Below are 14,119 nucleotides of genomic sequence, written 5' to 3'. Positions count from 1 at the left end.
AGTCCCGTTCAATCATTCAGCCGGGGATCTTTTCGAGGCAATAGCCGAGGCCGCGCACGGTGGCGATGCGGATCGGCCCCTGCTCGATCTTCTTGCGCAGCCGGTGGATGTAGACCTCGATCGCGTTGTTGCTGACCTCTTCGCCCCATTCGCAGAGGCGCTCCACCAGCTGGTCCTTGCTGACCAGTCTGCCGGCGCGCTGCAAGAGCACTTCGAGCAGCGAAAGCTCGCGCGCCGACAGTTCGATCATCTGTTCGTTGATGTAGGCCACGCGGCCCGTGGCATCGAAGGACAAGGGGCCGTGCTTGATGACCGTGGATGCACTGCCCAGGCCACGACGCGTGAGGGCGCGCACCCGCGCTTCCAGCTCCTGCAGCGAGAAGGGCTTGGCCATGTAGTCGTCGGCGCCCAGGTCCAGGCCCTTGACGCGCTGCTCCACGCTGTCGGCCGCTGTCAGTATCAGCACCGGCACACTGGAGCCACGGCCGCGCAACTTGCGCAGCACCTCCAGCCCATGCAGCTTGGGCAGGCCCAGGTCCAGGATCAGCAGGTCGAACTCATGGGAGGCCAGCGCGGCGTCGGCTTCGCTGCCGCTGCCGACCTGGTCTACCGCATAGCCCGAGGCGCGCAGTGAGCGCAGCAGGCCATCGGCCAGCACTTGGTCGTCTTCAGCGATCAGTATCCGCATGGGCTGTCTCCGTGTTTCCCCCATTCTAGGGAGCAATACATGCTGACAAACCTTGGCAGCAGACCCTGGTTAAACTACTGTACGGATATACAGATTTCGGCTGATAATGCCTTCAGCCCCCAACAGGAGAAAACATGGACGCACCGGTCAAAGCCCTCAACACCGAAAAAGCCAAGGCTCTGCAAGCCGCACTGGCCCAGATCGAAAAGCAGTTCGGCAAGGGTTCGATCATGCGCCTGGGTGAAGGCGAGGTGATCGAAGACATCCAGGTCGTCTCCACCGGCTCGCTGGGCCTGGACATCGCCCTGGGCGTTGGCGGCCTGCCGCGCGGCCGCGTGGTCGAAATCTACGGCCCCGAGTCCTCCGGCAAGACCACGCTCACGCTTCAGGTCATCGCCGAAATGCAAAAGCTCGCCGGCACCTGCGCCTTCATCGACGCCGAGCATGCGCTGGACATCCAGTACGCGCAAAAGCTGGGCGTCAACTTGCAAGAGCTGCTGATCAGCCAGCCCGACACCGGCGAGCAGGCCCTCGAAATCGTCGACGCCCTGGTGCGCTCCGGCTCGGTGGACCTGATCGTGGTCGACTCGGTCGCTGCGCTTACGCCCAAGGCCGAACTCGAAGGCGAAATGGGCGACAGCCTGCCTGGCCTGCAAGCCCGCCTGATGAGCCAGGCTCTGCGCAAGCTCACTGCCACGATCAAGAAGACCAACTGCATGGTCATCTTCATCAACCAGATCCGCATGAAGATTGGCGTGATGTTCGGCAGCCCCGAAACCACCACCGGTGGCAACGCCCTGAAGTTCTACGCCTCGGTGCGCCTCGACATCCGTCGTATCGGCTCGATCAAGAAGGGCGAAGAAGTCATTGGCTCTGAAACCAAGGTCAAGGTCGTCAAGAACAAGGTCTCGCCCCCGTTCAAGACGGCGGAGTTCGACATCCTCTATGGCGAAGGCATCAGCCGCGAGGGCGAAATCATCGATATGGGTGTGAACGCCAAGGTGGTCGAGAAGTCCGGCTCCTGGTACGCCTACAACGGCGAGAAGATCGGCCAGGGCAAGGACAACGCCCGCGAGTTCCTGCGCGAGAACCCCGACGTGGCCGTCGAGATCGAGAACAAGATCCGCGAGTCGGTCGGCATCGCACTGATCAACAGCGTTCCCGGGGCGGAGTAAGCGCCGATGGCGGCCGGCAAGCCGCTGTCACTGAAGGCCCGCGCGATCGCGCTGCTGGCTCAACGCGAGCACAGCAGCGCCGAGCTGCGGCGCAAGCTGCTGCGTATTGCACGGGATCGTGACCGAGCAGCTGCCCTTGCTCAAGCTGGTGAAGCGGCGGCCAGGCGGGAGGCATTCGCCGAGCCCAACGAAGAATCGGCGGTGAACGCGGCCGAGGTCGCGGCCGAGGTTGAGCAGCTGCTGGTCTGGCTGCAAAGCCAAGGCTATCTGAACGAAGAGCGCTTCATCGAATCGCGAGTTCATGTTCGTTCGCAGCGCTTTGGCGGGCTGCGCATCAAGCAGGAGCTCGCCCAGCATGGGCTGGCTCTTTCGCCCGAGCAGGCGCAGGCCCTGCGTGAGGGCGAGCTGGACAGGGCACGCGAAGTGCGCCGCCGCAAGTTCGGCGAGCCAGCGCCACTGGCGCAGGCTGACCGGGCCAGGCAGAGCAGGTTTCTGGCGGCCCGGGGCTTCTCACCCGAGACGATCCGCCGCGCGCTCAAGTCGGAGACTGAGTCCTGACCTGGCTCAAGGCAGCTCGATAAAGCAAGGGAAAGGCAGCGCCGAGCGGCCGCTTCAGGCACCAATACGGGGCGCGCCGACAGTTCCGCGAAAGCCTTGATGCGGCGCAGCATGCTACATTGCCGGCTTGCGCAAACTCCGCGGCAACCGATGTTCCATCGTGCCCCGCGGTCTTGTCGCGAACCCTGCAAATACCTCTCGATGTCCCCGAACGCCCCCTCTGCCGAGCGTCGTTTGATGCACAGCCGCGCCACGCTGGTGCAGGTCTATGCACGCGAGGACGGGCTGTTCGACGTGGAAGCCGAACTGCGCGACATCAAGACACGCGACATGCAGCTCTCGGCCGGCATTCGCAAGGCCGGCGAGCCGGTTCACGACATGCTCTTGCACCTCGTCGTCGACAAGCACCTGAACATCATCGATGCCGGCTCGGTCACCCATGCCATGCCTTACCCCGGACATTGCGACCGTCACGGCAACGCCTACGCACGCCTGAAGGGCCTGAACCTGTTGAAGGGCTTCCGCGCCGCAGTCAAGCAGCAGCTCTCCGGGGTGCAAGGCTGCACCCATCTGACCGAGCTGTGCCAGATCCTGCCTACCGCCGTGATCCAGGCCTTTGCCGGCGTTGTCATCGACACGCGGGAAGGCAGCGACGACGGCCAGCCCCCTTTCCAACTCGACCGTTGCCATGCGCTGAGGCGCGATGGCGAAGTCGTGCAAGCCCATTACCCGCGCTGGTACCGCCAAGGGGAGGCCCGCGCGGCCGCTCCGGCCGTGGCGCCTGCAAGCACTTCCTGAAGACTATCTTTCCCTCTAAGCGAGACCCCTATGAAGATTCATGAATACCAGGGCAAGGAAATCCTGCGCCAGTTCGGTGTGCCGGTGCCGCGCGGCATTCCCGCCTTCACCGTGCAAGAAGCGGTGGAAGCCGCGCAAAAGCTGGGCGGCCCGGTCTGGGTGGTCAAGGCTCAGATCCATGCAGGCGGTCGCGGCAAGGGCGGTGGCGTCAAGGTCGCCAAGACCCTGGACGACGTGAAGGCCCTGGCCGAAAAGATCCTCGGCATGCAGCTGATCACGCATCAGACCGGCGCTGAAGGCCAGAAGGTCCGCCGCCTCTACATCGAAGACGGCGCCGACATCAAGAACGAGCTCTACGTCTCGCTGGTCACCGACCGCGGCACCCAGAAGGTGGCCTTCATCGCTTCCAGCGAGGGCGGCATGGACATCGAAGAGGTCGCCCACTCGACCCCCGAGAAAATCATCACCGAGATGATCGACCCGCTGGTGGGTCTGACCGCCGATCAGAGCAAGAAGATCGCCGCGGCCATCGGCCTCACCGGCGCCTCCATCGACCAGGCCGTCGACATCTTCGCCAAGCTCTACAAGTGCTACATGGACACGGACGCGTCGCTGGTTGAAATCAACCCGCTGAACTGCGATTCCAAGGGCAACCTGATGGCCCTGGACGCGAAGTTCAACTTCGACGCCAACGCGCTGTTCCGTCACCCGGAAATCGTCGCCTACCGCGACCTGGACGAAGAAGATCCGGCAGAAGTCGAAGCCTCCAAGTTCGACCTGGCCTACATCAGCCTGGACGGCAACATCGGCTGCCTCGTGAACGGCGCCGGTCTGGCCATGGCCACGATGGACACCATCAAGCTGTTCGGTGGCGAGCCGGCCAACTTCCTGGACGTCGGCGGTGGCGCCACGGCCGAGAAGGTCACCGAGGCCTTCAAGATCATGCTGAAGAACGAGTCCGTCAAGGGCATCCTCGTGAACATCTTCGGCGGCATCATGAAGTGCGACACCATCGCCGAAGGCGTGATCACCGCCTGCAAGGCCGTGAATCTGTCTGTGCCGCTGGTCGTCCGCATGAAGGGCACCAACGAAGAACTGGGCAAGAAGATGCTGGCCGAATCCGGCCTGCCCATCATCGCCGCCGATTCGATGGCCGAAGCCGCGACGAAGATCGTTGCCGCCGTTGCCTAAGCCCAGCAAGGAAAAGAAACCATGTCGATCTACATCAACAAAGACACCAAGGTCATCACCCAGGGCATCACGGGCAAGACCGGTCAGTTCCACACCCTGGGCTGCCAGGCCTACGCGAACGGCAAGAACGCCTTCGTCGCCGGCGTGAACCCCAAGAAGGCGGGCGAGAAGTTCTCGGACATCCCAATCTTCGCCACCGTCAAGGAAGCTGCCGGCCAGACCGGCGCCACCGTTTCCGTGATCTACGTGCCGCCCGCTGGCGCCGCTGCCGCGATCTGGGAAGCTGTTGAAGCCGACCTGGACCTGGCCATCTGCATCACCGAAGGCATCCCGGTCAAGGACATGCTGGAAGTGCGCAACAAGATGAAGGCCAAGGAAGCCGCCGGCGGCAAGCGCACGCTGCTGCTGGGCCCCAACTGCCCCGGCCTGATCACGCCCGATGAAATCAAGATCGGCATCATGCCTGGCCACATCCACCGCAAGGGCCGCATCGGCGTGGTCTCGCGCTCGGGAACGCTGACCTATGAAGCCGTGGCACAGCTGACCGAAATCGGTCTGGGCCAATCGTCGGCCGTCGGCATCGGTGGCGACCCGATCAATGGTCTGAAGCACATCGACGTGATGAAGGCCTTCAACGACGATCCGGACACCGACGCCGTCATCATGATCGGCGAAATCGGCGGCCCGGACGAGGCGGAGGCCGCCCGTTGGTGCAAGCTGAACATGAAGAAGCCGGTCGTCGGCTTCATCGCTGGCGTCACCGCCCCTCCGGGCAAGCGCATGGGCCACGCCGGCGCGCTGATCTCGGGCGGCGCCGACACGGCAGATGCCAAGCTCGCCATCATGGAAGAGTGCGGCTTCACGGTCACGCGCAATCCGTCCGAGATGGGCAAGCTGCTCAAGGGCCTGCTGTAAGGCAAGCTCTGGCACCAGCCAAGACCGAGGGGGCCGCAAGGCCCCTTTCTCTTTTCTGCCGGTATCCAGCGAGGCCTTCGCTATAGTGGGCCGCACCTGGGTTGCCCGGCAAAACACGAATCAGCAATGGACAACTTCCTGAGCCCCGAGTTCTGGCTGGCAGTCGGCCAGATCATCATGATCGACATCCTCCTGGGTGGCGACAACGCCGTGGTGATTGCGCTGGCCTGCCGCAAGCTGCCGGATGCGCAGCGGCGCAAGGGCATCCTTTGGGGCACCGTCGGCGCGATCCTGCTGCGCGTGGTGCTGATCTTCTTTGCGCTGACGCTGCTGAAGATCGCCTTCCTCAAGCTGATCGGCGCGGCGCTGCTGCTGTGGATAGGCATCAAGCTGCTGGTGCCCGAAGACGATGACGAGCATGCCGGCATCGAGGCCAGCGACAAGCTCTGGTCGGCCGTCAAGACCGTCATCGTGGCCGACTTCGTGATGAGCCTGGACAATGTCGTGGCCATTGCCGGCGCGGCCGAAAGCGCCGGCGGCGAGCATCAGATGCCGCTGGTGATCTTCGGCCTGCTGGTGTCCATTCCCATCATCGTGGGCGGCAGCCAGCTGGTGATCAAGCTGATGGACCGCTTCCCTTTCGTGATCACGCTGGGCGGCATGCTGCTGGGCTGGATCGCTGGTGGTATGGCCATCGACGATCCGGCCTTGCTGGCCTGGGTGCCCACCGTGCCAGCGGCCAAGCCTGGCGGCGCACCCGATGTGCTGCCGGCCCTCCACTACGCTTGTGCGGTGGGTGGCGCGCTGCTGGTGCTGTTGGTTGGTAAGCTGCTGGCGCGGCGCAAGTCCTAGGGAGCGGGCATGAGCGGAGGCGGATTCTGGAAACGCGTATTGGGCGGTGCTGGCAACGAGGCCAGCGAAGCCGAGCGCGCCGCCCCGGCCGGCTTGCAGCGCTACGAGATTGGCGAGGAGATAGGCCGCGGCGCAATGGCCGTCGTCTACCGCGCCACCGACAAGCAAAGCGGCGAGACGTTGGCCATCAAGCGCCTGGCACTGCAGCGCGAGTTCGCCTCCGAAGACCTGGCCGAGGTGCGCCAGCGCTTCATGCGCGAGGCCCGCGCCGCCGGCCATCTGCAGCATCCCGACATCCTGCGGGTAATCGATGCCGGCGAGGCCGAGCAGGACGCCTTCATCGCCATGGAGCTGGTCTCGGGCGAGGACCTGAGCCACTTCACCCGCGCCGGCCACCTGCTGCCCCTGCGCGAGACCGTGGAGCTGGGCATTCGCCTGGCCCGTGCGCTGGCCTATGCCCACAGCCAGGGCGTGGTGCACCGCGACATCAAGCCTGCCAACGTGATGCTGGACCGCGCCAGCGCGGCCGTGAAGATCATGGATTTCGGCATCGCCCGCATTGCCGACGGCAGCCGCACCCGGACCGGCCTGGTGCTGGGAACGCCGTCCTTCATGTCGCCAGAGCAGCTGGCGGGCCTGAAGGTCGATGGCCGCAGCGACCTCTATTCGCTCGGTGCCCTGCTTTATCAGCTCCTGACCGGCCAGCTGCCGCATCAGTCGGAGTCGATGGCCAAGCTGATGTACCGGATCGCCAACGAGCCGGCCCCCGACGCCCGCCACCACCGCAAGGAGCTGCCCGAGTCGCTGGCCCTGGTGCTGGCCTTGGCGCTCGAGAAGCGGCCCGAGCTGCGCTATGCCAGCGGTGAGCAGCTGGCGCAGGACCTGGAAGCGGTACTCCCGCAGTTGCCAGCCGAGCCCGTCGCCGAGCCTGCTTCAGTGCAAGCCGCGGCGCAAACCGTGGATCCTTTCGCACAAACGCAGCGCCTGAATGTGACCGATCCAGGGCAGAATCCCTGAACTTTGCCGATTCTCAATCTCACCTCAACCCGCGCCCGCTCACGCCCATGACCCTGGAGTTCTTCAGCGCCACTGACGTCGGCCGCGCGCGCGACAACAACGAGGATTCGGTGGCCATGGACGAGGCCGTGGGCCTGGCGGTGCTGGCTGACGGCATGGGCGGCTACAACGCCGGTGAGGTGGCCAGCTCCATGCTGACCTCCTTCATCAAGGCCGAGCTGGGCCGCTGGCTGAAGGAATCGGGCAGCAGCGTGGCGCCGACCGATGTGCGCCGCGCGATGGACATCTGCGTGGACAACGCCAACCGCGCCATCTTCAATGCCGCCAATACCAACCCGCGTTATGCCGGCATGGGCACCACCCTGGTGCTGGCGGTGTTCCGCGAGGAGGGCCTGCTGCTGGGCCATGTCGGCGATTCGCGTGCCTACCGCCTGCGCAATGGCCAGTTCAGCCAGATCACCCGCGACCATTCCTTGCTGCAGGAGCAGCTCGATGCCGGCCTGCTGACCCCCGAAGAGGCGGTCTTCTCCAGCAACAAGAATCTGGTCACCCGGGCCGTCGGCGTCGAAGATGCGGTGATGCTGGAGCTGCACCAGCATGAAGTGCAACCAGGTGATGTTTACCTGATGTGCTCGGACGGTCTGTCCGATATGCTCGACGACGATGCGCTGGCACAGTTGTTGATTAGCCACCCTTCTCTGTCGGAAGCGGCGCAGGCACTGATCGATGCCGCCAATGACATGGGCGGCAAGGATAATATTGCGGTCGTTTTGGTCCGCGCCGAAGGCCGGGCTCGGCCCTCGGGTCGTACCTGGTGGCCATTTGGCCGACGCTGAAGTCTCGCGCTTCGGTAGCAGCATCCCTGCAATGGCGTCGGTCCGCCGCAGATAACTATGGGGTCAACAATGGGCAAGCTGGTTGTTTCGCTCGACGGAGTGGTGATCAAGGAGGTGCAGATCACCAAGGACAAGACCACGCTTGGGCGTCGGCCCTACAACGACATCGTCATCGACAACCTCGCCGTCAGCGGCGAGCATGCGGTGTTGCAGATGGTGGGTGCGGATGTCTTCATCGAAGACCTCAATTCGACCAACGGCACCTACATCAACGGCAAGGCGATCAAGAAGCAGCTGCTGGCCAACAACGACATCGTCGAAGTGGGCAAGTACAAGATCAAGTACCTGGTCGAAGACAGCGCCGACTACGAAAAGACCATGATCCTGAAGCCGGGAGCGAACGCGCCCACCGGCTTCGGCCTGCCGTCCAGCTTCGGCGCTCTGTCGGCCCCGGCCAGCAGTACCGTGCCGGCGGTGATCAAGGTGCTGACTGGCGCGGCTGCCGGCCGTGAAGTCAGCCTGACCAAGGTCGTCACCACGGTGGGCAAGCCCGGCGTGCAGGTGGCGTCGATCACCAAGCGTCCGTCGGGCTATGTGTTCGCCCATGTGGAAGGCGCCCAGCGCCCCAGCGTCAATGGCGCACCGCTGACCGCCGAGTCCGTGGCGCTGCGAAGCGGCGACGTGATCGAGCTGGCCGGCACCCGGATGCAGTTCGTCCAGAGCGCGTGAAGCAAGTCACGTGAGCGGGTGCCGCACCGCGCGGCCCTCGTTCATCAGCTCATTCGGTGTGAACTAGGGCGTGGGCGGCGCCGCTTGCAGCGCGTAAATTCAAGGCCTGTTGCCCGTGTGCCAATCCCTGGACGCGGAGCTCGCAAGCCTCATCCATGACTATTCGCGTTCTCGGCTGCTCCGGCGCCATCGCTGCTGGTTACAAGACCACAGCCTTCCTGCTTGACGATGACGTCCTGATCGACGCCGGCACCGGCGTGGGCGACCTCACGGTGCAGGAGCTGGCCGGCATCGACCACATCCTGATCAGCCATTCGCACCTGGACCATGTGCTGGCCATCGGCCTGCTGGCCGACACGGTGCTGCGCCTGCGCGCCCAGGCCGGGCGGCCGCCGATTCAGGTCCATGCCTTGCCCGAGACCATCGAGGCGCTGCGCCGTCACATTTTCAACGGCGTGATCTGGCCTGACTTCAGCCGCCTGCCCAGCCCCGACGCGCCGGTCCTGAGCTTTCATCCCTTCCAGATCGGCGAGCGGCTGACCCTGGGCCCCGGCCGCGAGGTCGAAGTGCTGAAGGCCGAGCACACGGTGCCGGCCTGCGGCTTTGCGGTCGACAACGGGTCGGGCAGCCATTGGGTCTTTACTGGCGACACCGGCCCCAACGCGGCCCTGTGGAAGCGCCTGGCCACCATGAAGCTGGCGCACCTGGTGATCGAGACCGCCTTCGGCGACGACGAATCCGAGCTGGCCCGCATCAGCCAGCATCTCTGCCCGCAGGAGCTGGGCCGCGAGCTGGCGCAGCTGGCCGGCAGCGTCGAAGTGCACATCACGCATATCAAGCCCGGCGAGCTGGACGCCGTGATGAGCGAGATCGGCGCTCAGGCAAGCCCTCACCACATCCGGGCCCTGAGCGCAGGTCAGTTGATGACCTGGTGATTACCCTCGGTCCAACTGCCTCGCGGCCGCCGATCTGGCGGCCGTTTTCATTTCAGAGCCGGGCCCTGCAGGCTGACAAAAAATGTCAGCTGACGTGCCGTGAGCCCAAATGCGGCAGCGCTGATGACAATTTCCGTCAGCCCGTGGCTCGGCGAAAGCGGCGGTTCGTGACCAGGCTCACGAATCCAGGCCGACATGGGGCTGGCACGGCAACTGCATTCATTGGGAGTGTCTCTACCCCTCAATCCCTGCTGTAGGAGTTCCTCATGAAGCGTATCCAACAAGGTTTCACCCTGATCGAACTGATGATCGTCGTTGCGATCATCGGCATCCTGGCCGCCGTGGCCATTCCCCAGTACAAGGACTACACGGCCAAGTCCAAGGCCGCATCGGCCCTGGCCAGCCTGAATTCGGTCAAGACTGCAGTCACGATCTGCGCCCAGGAAAAGGGCACGCTGGCTGCCTGCAATGACGCAGCCGCCGGCATTCCTTCGTGGACCGCCACGCCGCTGGTCAGCGCCATCTCTGTCGATGCCACCACCGCCAAGATCACCGCTACTGTTCCGGCCAACGCCATGGGCAACTCCGCCGCTGGTTCGATCACGCTGGAGCCGAGCCTGGGTGGAGCGGCCGTCCTCTGGAAGATCGAAGGTTCCGCCGAACTGCCTGAGGCCGTCGTGAACGCGCTGAAGAAGAACAACGCGGCTTCTGCGACCACCTAAGCTGACATAGATCTCGGCAGCGCAAGCTGTTCGAACCGGGAGGGGGCTTCGGCCCCTTTTCTCGTTTCAGCGTCTCTTCATCGCCATGGATCTTGCCCACCACGATTTGCGGCTTCCGCCGAGCGCAACGCGCGCTCTTGCCGCAGTGCTGCTGGCAGCGCTCTTGCTGCTCCTAAGCATCCCGGTCCTGTTGGATTCCTGGTTTGTCTTGACAGGCCGCCGCGAAAAGCCCTTGCGGATGGCATTGATGCCCTTGCTGCTGCATGGATTGCTGCTGGCCCTCTTGCTTGGGCTGTGTGGCAGGCTTCGTCGGGCGCTGTGGGTCCTGGTGCCCGCGGCCGCGCTCGCACCTTTCGAGTTCTTCTACCTGTTGCAGTACCGATTGCCCTCTGGCCCGCACGTGTACGGTGTGATTGCTGACACGGATGGCGCCGAGGCTTCCAGCTGGCTGGGCCCGTGGGTAGTGCCGCTGGTGGTTGGGCTGGTCTTGCTGCTTGCAGCGCTCGCCTGGACAGCCCGGCAGATCCATCGAGCTGACATGTACTGGCGGGGACGCTCCCGCCTCCTTTTGACGGGCGGCAGCATGATGCTGATGTTGCTGTTTGCCGTCCTGGACATGGCGAGCGACAGGGTAGACACGGCAATCAGGCCGGCGCTTCCCAACAGCTATCTGCAGCATTCGCTTTCAACCTTCAACCCGGGCTTGGTGCCGGACTTGCAGCGAAGCTTTCCTTGGGGTTTGCCGATGCGTTGGCAGCACTTCCGGGAGCACCAGCAGGCCTTGGCGGCCCACCGCGAAGCCGCAGCGCGTCATGACTTCGGCGTTCGCTGGCGATCGGGTCAGGAGAGCTCGCAGCGGCAGCTGGTGGTGCTCGTCATCGGCGAAACAGGCCGGCCGGATCGCTGGCACCTGTTCGGCGCCGCTCGTGCCACAACGCCCAGGCTGTCTGCACGTGCCGGCATCGTGAAATTTAACGATGCCGTCAGCGGCGCCTCCGCGACGCGCGAGGCCGTGCCCTTGATGCTTACCCGTCGCCCGCCAGAGCAGATGCTGTCGCCACCCAGCGAGGCCTCCGTGGTGAGTGCCTTCAAGCAGGCGGGCTTCAAGACCTACTGGCTCAGCACGCAAGGCGCAGCGGGTGCGCATGAAACACCGATCTCGGTGCTGGCTCGAGAAGCCGATGAGCAGCACTTCGTGAACGGTGTCGACTACCGTGGTGCTGGTGCACTGGATGGCGATCTGCTCCCCCTGCTGCAGAAAATCCTGGCCAAGGGCGAGGACAAGCAGTTCATAGTGCTGCACACGCTAGGTAGCCACATGAACTACGCGCATCGCTACCCACTGTCCTTTGAGCTGTTCAAGCCGGCCTTGTCTCACCAGGACAATCCCGACATCTGGCGGCCCGTGCAAGTTGAGGAGATGCGCAATGCCTACGACAACAGCGTGCTCTACACCGACCATGTGCTCGACGCGGCAATCGAGCTGCTGGCGCGCACCGGCGGTCACGCAAGCCTGATGTATGCGGCCGACCACGGCGAGGCACTCCACGACGGCAATTGCAAGCGGGCGGGGCATGGCTTTGCCGCTGCAGTCAATTACCGTGTGCCGATGTTCCTGTGGTTGTCTGAGCGTTGGCAGCGCGACCGGCCCGGCAGCAAGGAACTGCTCGAGCGCCGCCGCCATGAGCCCGTCAGTGCGATGGCAGTCTTCCCCACCCTGACGGGCCTTGCCGGTTTTGACATTGCCGCGCCGCATGCCCACACCGACCTGGGCCTGGCGACTGGATCCGGCGCGCGCCGCCTGGTGACCCATTTCGGCGACTTTGACAAGGATCTGGCGGGCAAGCAGTGCGACAGCCAGCCGCTTGTTCCATAGGCAATGGTGATGCCGCACCAGCCGCTACAGTTCAGCATTTCGCCCCGAGCTGAAGCGATCCGGATGCAACCGTCGACACGCCCTGATGCCTTGAACCCGGCTGCGCTGGTCATCTTGCTGGCCGCTGCCGTCCCGCCCCTGCTGGCCTACAACCTCACTCCTTCCGCCACGCTGTTCAATCAGCTGGCTTCGCTGGCCGCCTGGGGTGTGGTGCTGGCGCTGCTGGCGGCCAATGGGCAGCGCCTGGCAAGGCGCATGCCGGCAGCGGGCTGGGCCTTGTTCCTGCTGATGGCGGCCATCGTCGCGTCACCGTTCTGGACCGGCTTGCCAAGCTCGCTGGCCCTGAGCGGACTTGGCCTGGTAGGCGCGGCGCTGCTGGTCCTGCTGGCGGCGGCGGGCACCAGCGCTGAACTGAGGGTGCGGGCCTTTGAGGGCCTGGCCTGGGCGCTGCTTCTGGCGGGCCTGGCCAGCGTCGGGGTGTCACTGGTGCAGGTGTTCGCGCCGCAATGGGCGGACGGCAGCTGGATCGCGCGCTCGGGCATTGCCGGCCGTGCCGTCGGCAATATGCGCCAGCCCAACCATCTGGCCAGCCTGCTGCTGTGGGCCTGCATCGCGGCCATGTTCCTGTCTGAACGATATGGCAGCTGGCGCCGCTCGCGCATGGTGCTTCTGCCCCTGGTTCTCTTCGCATTCGTGTTCTGCGTGGTGCTGACGGCCTCCCGCACCGGCATGATCGGCGTCGGCCTGCTGGCACTCTGGGGTTTGCTGGACTGGCTGGACGGCAAGCTGAGCCGCACCAGCCGCATCGCCCTGCTGCTCACGCCCTTGATGCTGTGGGCCAGCTGGGAGCTGGTGGCCGCCTGGGCCCATGCGGGTGGCCACGCCTTTGGCGCCGAGTCGCGCCTCGCCGAAGGTGCCGGCTCGCCCTCGCGCCTGGGCGTGTTGCGCAATGCCTGGTCGCTGGTGCTGGCCTATCCGCTCACTGGCGTGGGCTGGGGCGAGTTCAATCTCGCCTGGACGATGACGCCGTTCCCGGACCGTCCGATCGCCTTTTTCGATCACACGCACAACCTGGTGATGCAGTTGCTCGTCGAGCTGGGCGTGCCGCTGGCTTGCGCAGTGCTCGGCTTGCTGCTCTGGTCGCTTTGGCGGGCCTTCGCGGCGGGGCAGCGCCAGCACGGGGAGCAGGGGGCGATGCTGCGTTGCGCCTTCATGCTGGTCTTGATGATCGGCCTGCACAGCCTGCTGGAGTACCCGCTCTGGTATGCCTACTTTCTGCTTCCGACAGCCTATGCCTTCGGCCTGTGCCTGATGCCTGCCCAGGCACCGGCGAGCATGTCGTCACAGGGCTCGCGCAGCAGCCATGTACTCTTGCTTGGCGGCCTGCTGATGGTGTTCGGGAGCGCTGTTGCATTGCGTGACTACCGCTCCGTGGTGGCCATCTATGCGCCGGCCGAAAACGCCGGCCCGCTGCAGCAGCGCATAGCTGACGGGCAGGCCAGCCTGTTTTTCGCGCCTCAGGCCGAGTACGCGGCAGCAACGAGCCTGGGTGTCAGCGAAGCTTCGCTGGATGCGGCCAGGCGCACTGGGCATAACCTGATCGATGTGCGCCTGATGATGGCCTGGGCGCAGGCACTGCATGCGACCGGCGACGACGACCGGGCCCGCTATCTGGTGCAGCGCCTGAAAGAATTCCGCAATGCCCAGGCAGAGGAATGGCTGGCCGAGTGCGCCGCGCCGTTGGCCGAAGGGGCGGCGCGACCCTTCCAGTGCGACCCACCGAGCCGCGTCTACAGCTTCAAGGAAATGCGCTGAGCGCTCGAGTGT

General features: G+C 64.7%; 14 protein-coding genes. 13 read left to right on the top strand and 1 reads right to left on the bottom strand.

Going from position 1 to position 14,119, the window contains the following annotated elements; all coding sequences use genetic code 11:
• Positions 1-16 precede the first annotated feature (16 nt).
• Complete coding sequence (locus tag V3596_RS20040) at positions 17-688, bottom strand: response regulator (RefSeq protein WP_282827846.1); 672 nt, start codon at positions 686-688, stop codon at positions 17-19.
• Positions 689-822: 134 nt separating this feature from the next.
• Here V3596_RS20040 and recA point away from each other — a divergent pair, with 134 nt between their 5' ends.
• The 13 genes from recA (at position 823) to V3596_RS19975 (ending at position 14,107) form a co-directional block, all read left to right on the top strand.
• Positions 823-1,863, top strand: coding sequence for a recombinase RecA (gene recA, locus V3596_RS20035; RefSeq protein WP_334279602.1), 1,041 nt, complete (start codon positions 823-825; stop codon positions 1,861-1,863).
• A 6-nt stretch (positions 1,864-1,869) separates the two neighbouring features.
• A complete protein-coding gene (locus V3596_RS20030) occupies positions 1,870-2,421 on the top strand; it encodes a regulatory protein RecX (protein ID WP_334279601.1) in 552 nt (183 codons plus the stop codon).
• A 201-nt stretch (positions 2,422-2,622) separates the two neighbouring features.
• Positions 2,623-3,219 (top strand): DUF2889 domain-containing protein, encoded by a 597-nt coding sequence (locus V3596_RS20025; protein WP_334279600.1) that lies wholly within the window; start codon positions 2,623-2,625, stop codon positions 3,217-3,219.
• Positions 3,220-3,249: 30 nt separating this feature from the next.
• The gene (gene sucC / locus V3596_RS20020) at positions 3,250-4,410 is read left to right on the top strand and encodes an ADP-forming succinate--CoA ligase subunit beta (protein WP_334279599.1); all 1,161 of its coding nucleotides are present in this window, start codon (positions 3,250-3,252) and stop codon (positions 4,408-4,410) included.
• A 21-nt stretch (positions 4,411-4,431) separates the two neighbouring features.
• Positions 4,432-5,325 carry a succinate--CoA ligase subunit alpha gene (sucD, locus tag V3596_RS20015; RefSeq protein ID WP_334279598.1) on the top strand — a complete coding sequence of 298 codons (894 nt, stop codon included), beginning with the start codon at positions 4,432-4,434 and terminating at the stop codon, positions 5,323-5,325.
• A gap of 126 nt (positions 5,326-5,451) precedes the next feature.
• On the top strand, positions 5,452-6,177 hold the full coding sequence (locus tag V3596_RS20010; protein ID WP_334279597.1) for a TerC family protein: 726 nt from the start codon (positions 5,452-5,454) through the stop codon (positions 6,175-6,177).
• A 9-nt stretch (positions 6,178-6,186) separates the two neighbouring features.
• Positions 6,187-7,194: a serine/threonine-protein kinase gene (locus V3596_RS20005; RefSeq protein WP_334279596.1), complete on the top strand. Its 1,008-nt coding sequence runs from the start codon at positions 6,187-6,189 to the stop codon at positions 7,192-7,194.
• Positions 7,195-7,241: 47 nt separating this feature from the next.
• Positions 7,242-8,030 (top strand): Stp1/IreP family PP2C-type Ser/Thr phosphatase, encoded by a 789-nt coding sequence (locus V3596_RS20000; protein ID WP_334279595.1) that lies wholly within the window; start codon positions 7,242-7,244, stop codon positions 8,028-8,030.
• Between the two features lie 69 nt (positions 8,031-8,099).
• Positions 8,100-8,759, top strand: coding sequence for an FHA domain-containing protein (locus V3596_RS19995; RefSeq protein ID WP_334279594.1), 660 nt, complete (start codon positions 8,100-8,102; stop codon positions 8,757-8,759).
• A 155-nt stretch (positions 8,760-8,914) separates the two neighbouring features.
• The gene (locus V3596_RS19990) at positions 8,915-9,694 is read left to right on the top strand and encodes a 3',5'-cyclic-nucleotide phosphodiesterase (RefSeq protein ID WP_334279593.1); all 780 of its coding nucleotides are present in this window, start codon (positions 8,915-8,917) and stop codon (positions 9,692-9,694) included.
• Between the two features lie 266 nt (positions 9,695-9,960).
• Positions 9,961-10,416, top strand: a complete 456-nt coding sequence (locus V3596_RS19985) for a pilin (RefSeq protein WP_334279592.1) — start codon at positions 9,961-9,963, stop codon at positions 10,414-10,416.
• A gap of 268 nt (positions 10,417-10,684) precedes the next feature.
• Complete coding sequence (locus V3596_RS19980; protein WP_334279591.1) at positions 10,685-12,292, top strand: phosphoethanolamine transferase; 1,608 nt, start codon at positions 10,685-10,687, stop codon at positions 12,290-12,292.
• Positions 12,293-12,355: 63 nt separating this feature from the next.
• Positions 12,356-14,107, top strand: coding sequence for a PglL family O-oligosaccharyltransferase (locus V3596_RS19975; protein WP_334279590.1), 1,752 nt, complete (start codon positions 12,356-12,358; stop codon positions 14,105-14,107).
• Positions 14,108-14,119 lie beyond the last annotated feature (12 nt).

This window comes from Roseateles microcysteis, from assembly GCF_036880965.1.
Lineage (GTDB): Bacteria > Pseudomonadota > Gammaproteobacteria > Burkholderiales > Burkholderiaceae_C > JAUASW01.
Note: the sequence above shows the minus strand (reverse complement) of the source record. Positions and strands in the feature narration are given on the sequence as shown.

Bases quoted from the DNA above. Each gene is read 5' to 3' on its own strand.
- V3596_RS20010 (WP_334279597.1), top strand. From the start codon at position 5,452: ATGGACAACTTCCTGAGCCCCGAGTTCTGGCTGGCAGTCGGCCAGATC.
- V3596_RS19995 (WP_334279594.1), top strand. From the start codon at position 8,100: ATGGGCAAGCTGGTTGTTTCGCTCGACGGAGTGGTGATCAAGGAGGTG.
- sucD (WP_334279598.1), top strand. From the start codon at position 4,432: ATGTCGATCTACATCAACAAAGACACCAAGGTCATCACCCAGGGCATC.
- V3596_RS19985 (WP_334279592.1), top strand. From the start codon at position 9,961: ATGAAGCGTATCCAACAAGGTTTCACCCTGATCGAACTGATGATCGTC.
- V3596_RS20000 (WP_334279595.1), top strand. From the start codon at position 7,242: ATGACCCTGGAGTTCTTCAGCGCCACTGACGTCGGCCGCGCGCGCGAC.
- V3596_RS20005 (WP_334279596.1), top strand. From the start codon at position 6,187: ATGAGCGGAGGCGGATTCTGGAAACGCGTATTGGGCGGTGCTGGCAAC.
- sucC (WP_334279599.1), top strand. From the start codon at position 3,250: ATGAAGATTCATGAATACCAGGGCAAGGAAATCCTGCGCCAGTTCGGT.
- V3596_RS20040 (WP_282827846.1), bottom strand. From the start codon at position 688: ATGCGGATACTGATCGCTGAAGACGACCAAGTGCTGGCCGATGGCCTG.
- recA (WP_334279602.1), top strand. From the start codon at position 823: ATGGACGCACCGGTCAAAGCCCTCAACACCGAAAAAGCCAAGGCTCTG.
- V3596_RS19975 (WP_334279590.1), top strand. From the start codon at position 12,356: ATGCAACCGTCGACACGCCCTGATGCCTTGAACCCGGCTGCGCTGGTC.
- V3596_RS20025 (WP_334279600.1), top strand. From the start codon at position 2,623: ATGTCCCCGAACGCCCCCTCTGCCGAGCGTCGTTTGATGCACAGCCGC.
- V3596_RS19990 (WP_334279593.1), top strand. From the start codon at position 8,915: ATGACTATTCGCGTTCTCGGCTGCTCCGGCGCCATCGCTGCTGGTTAC.
- V3596_RS20030 (WP_334279601.1), top strand. From the start codon at position 1,870: ATGGCGGCCGGCAAGCCGCTGTCACTGAAGGCCCGCGCGATCGCGCTG.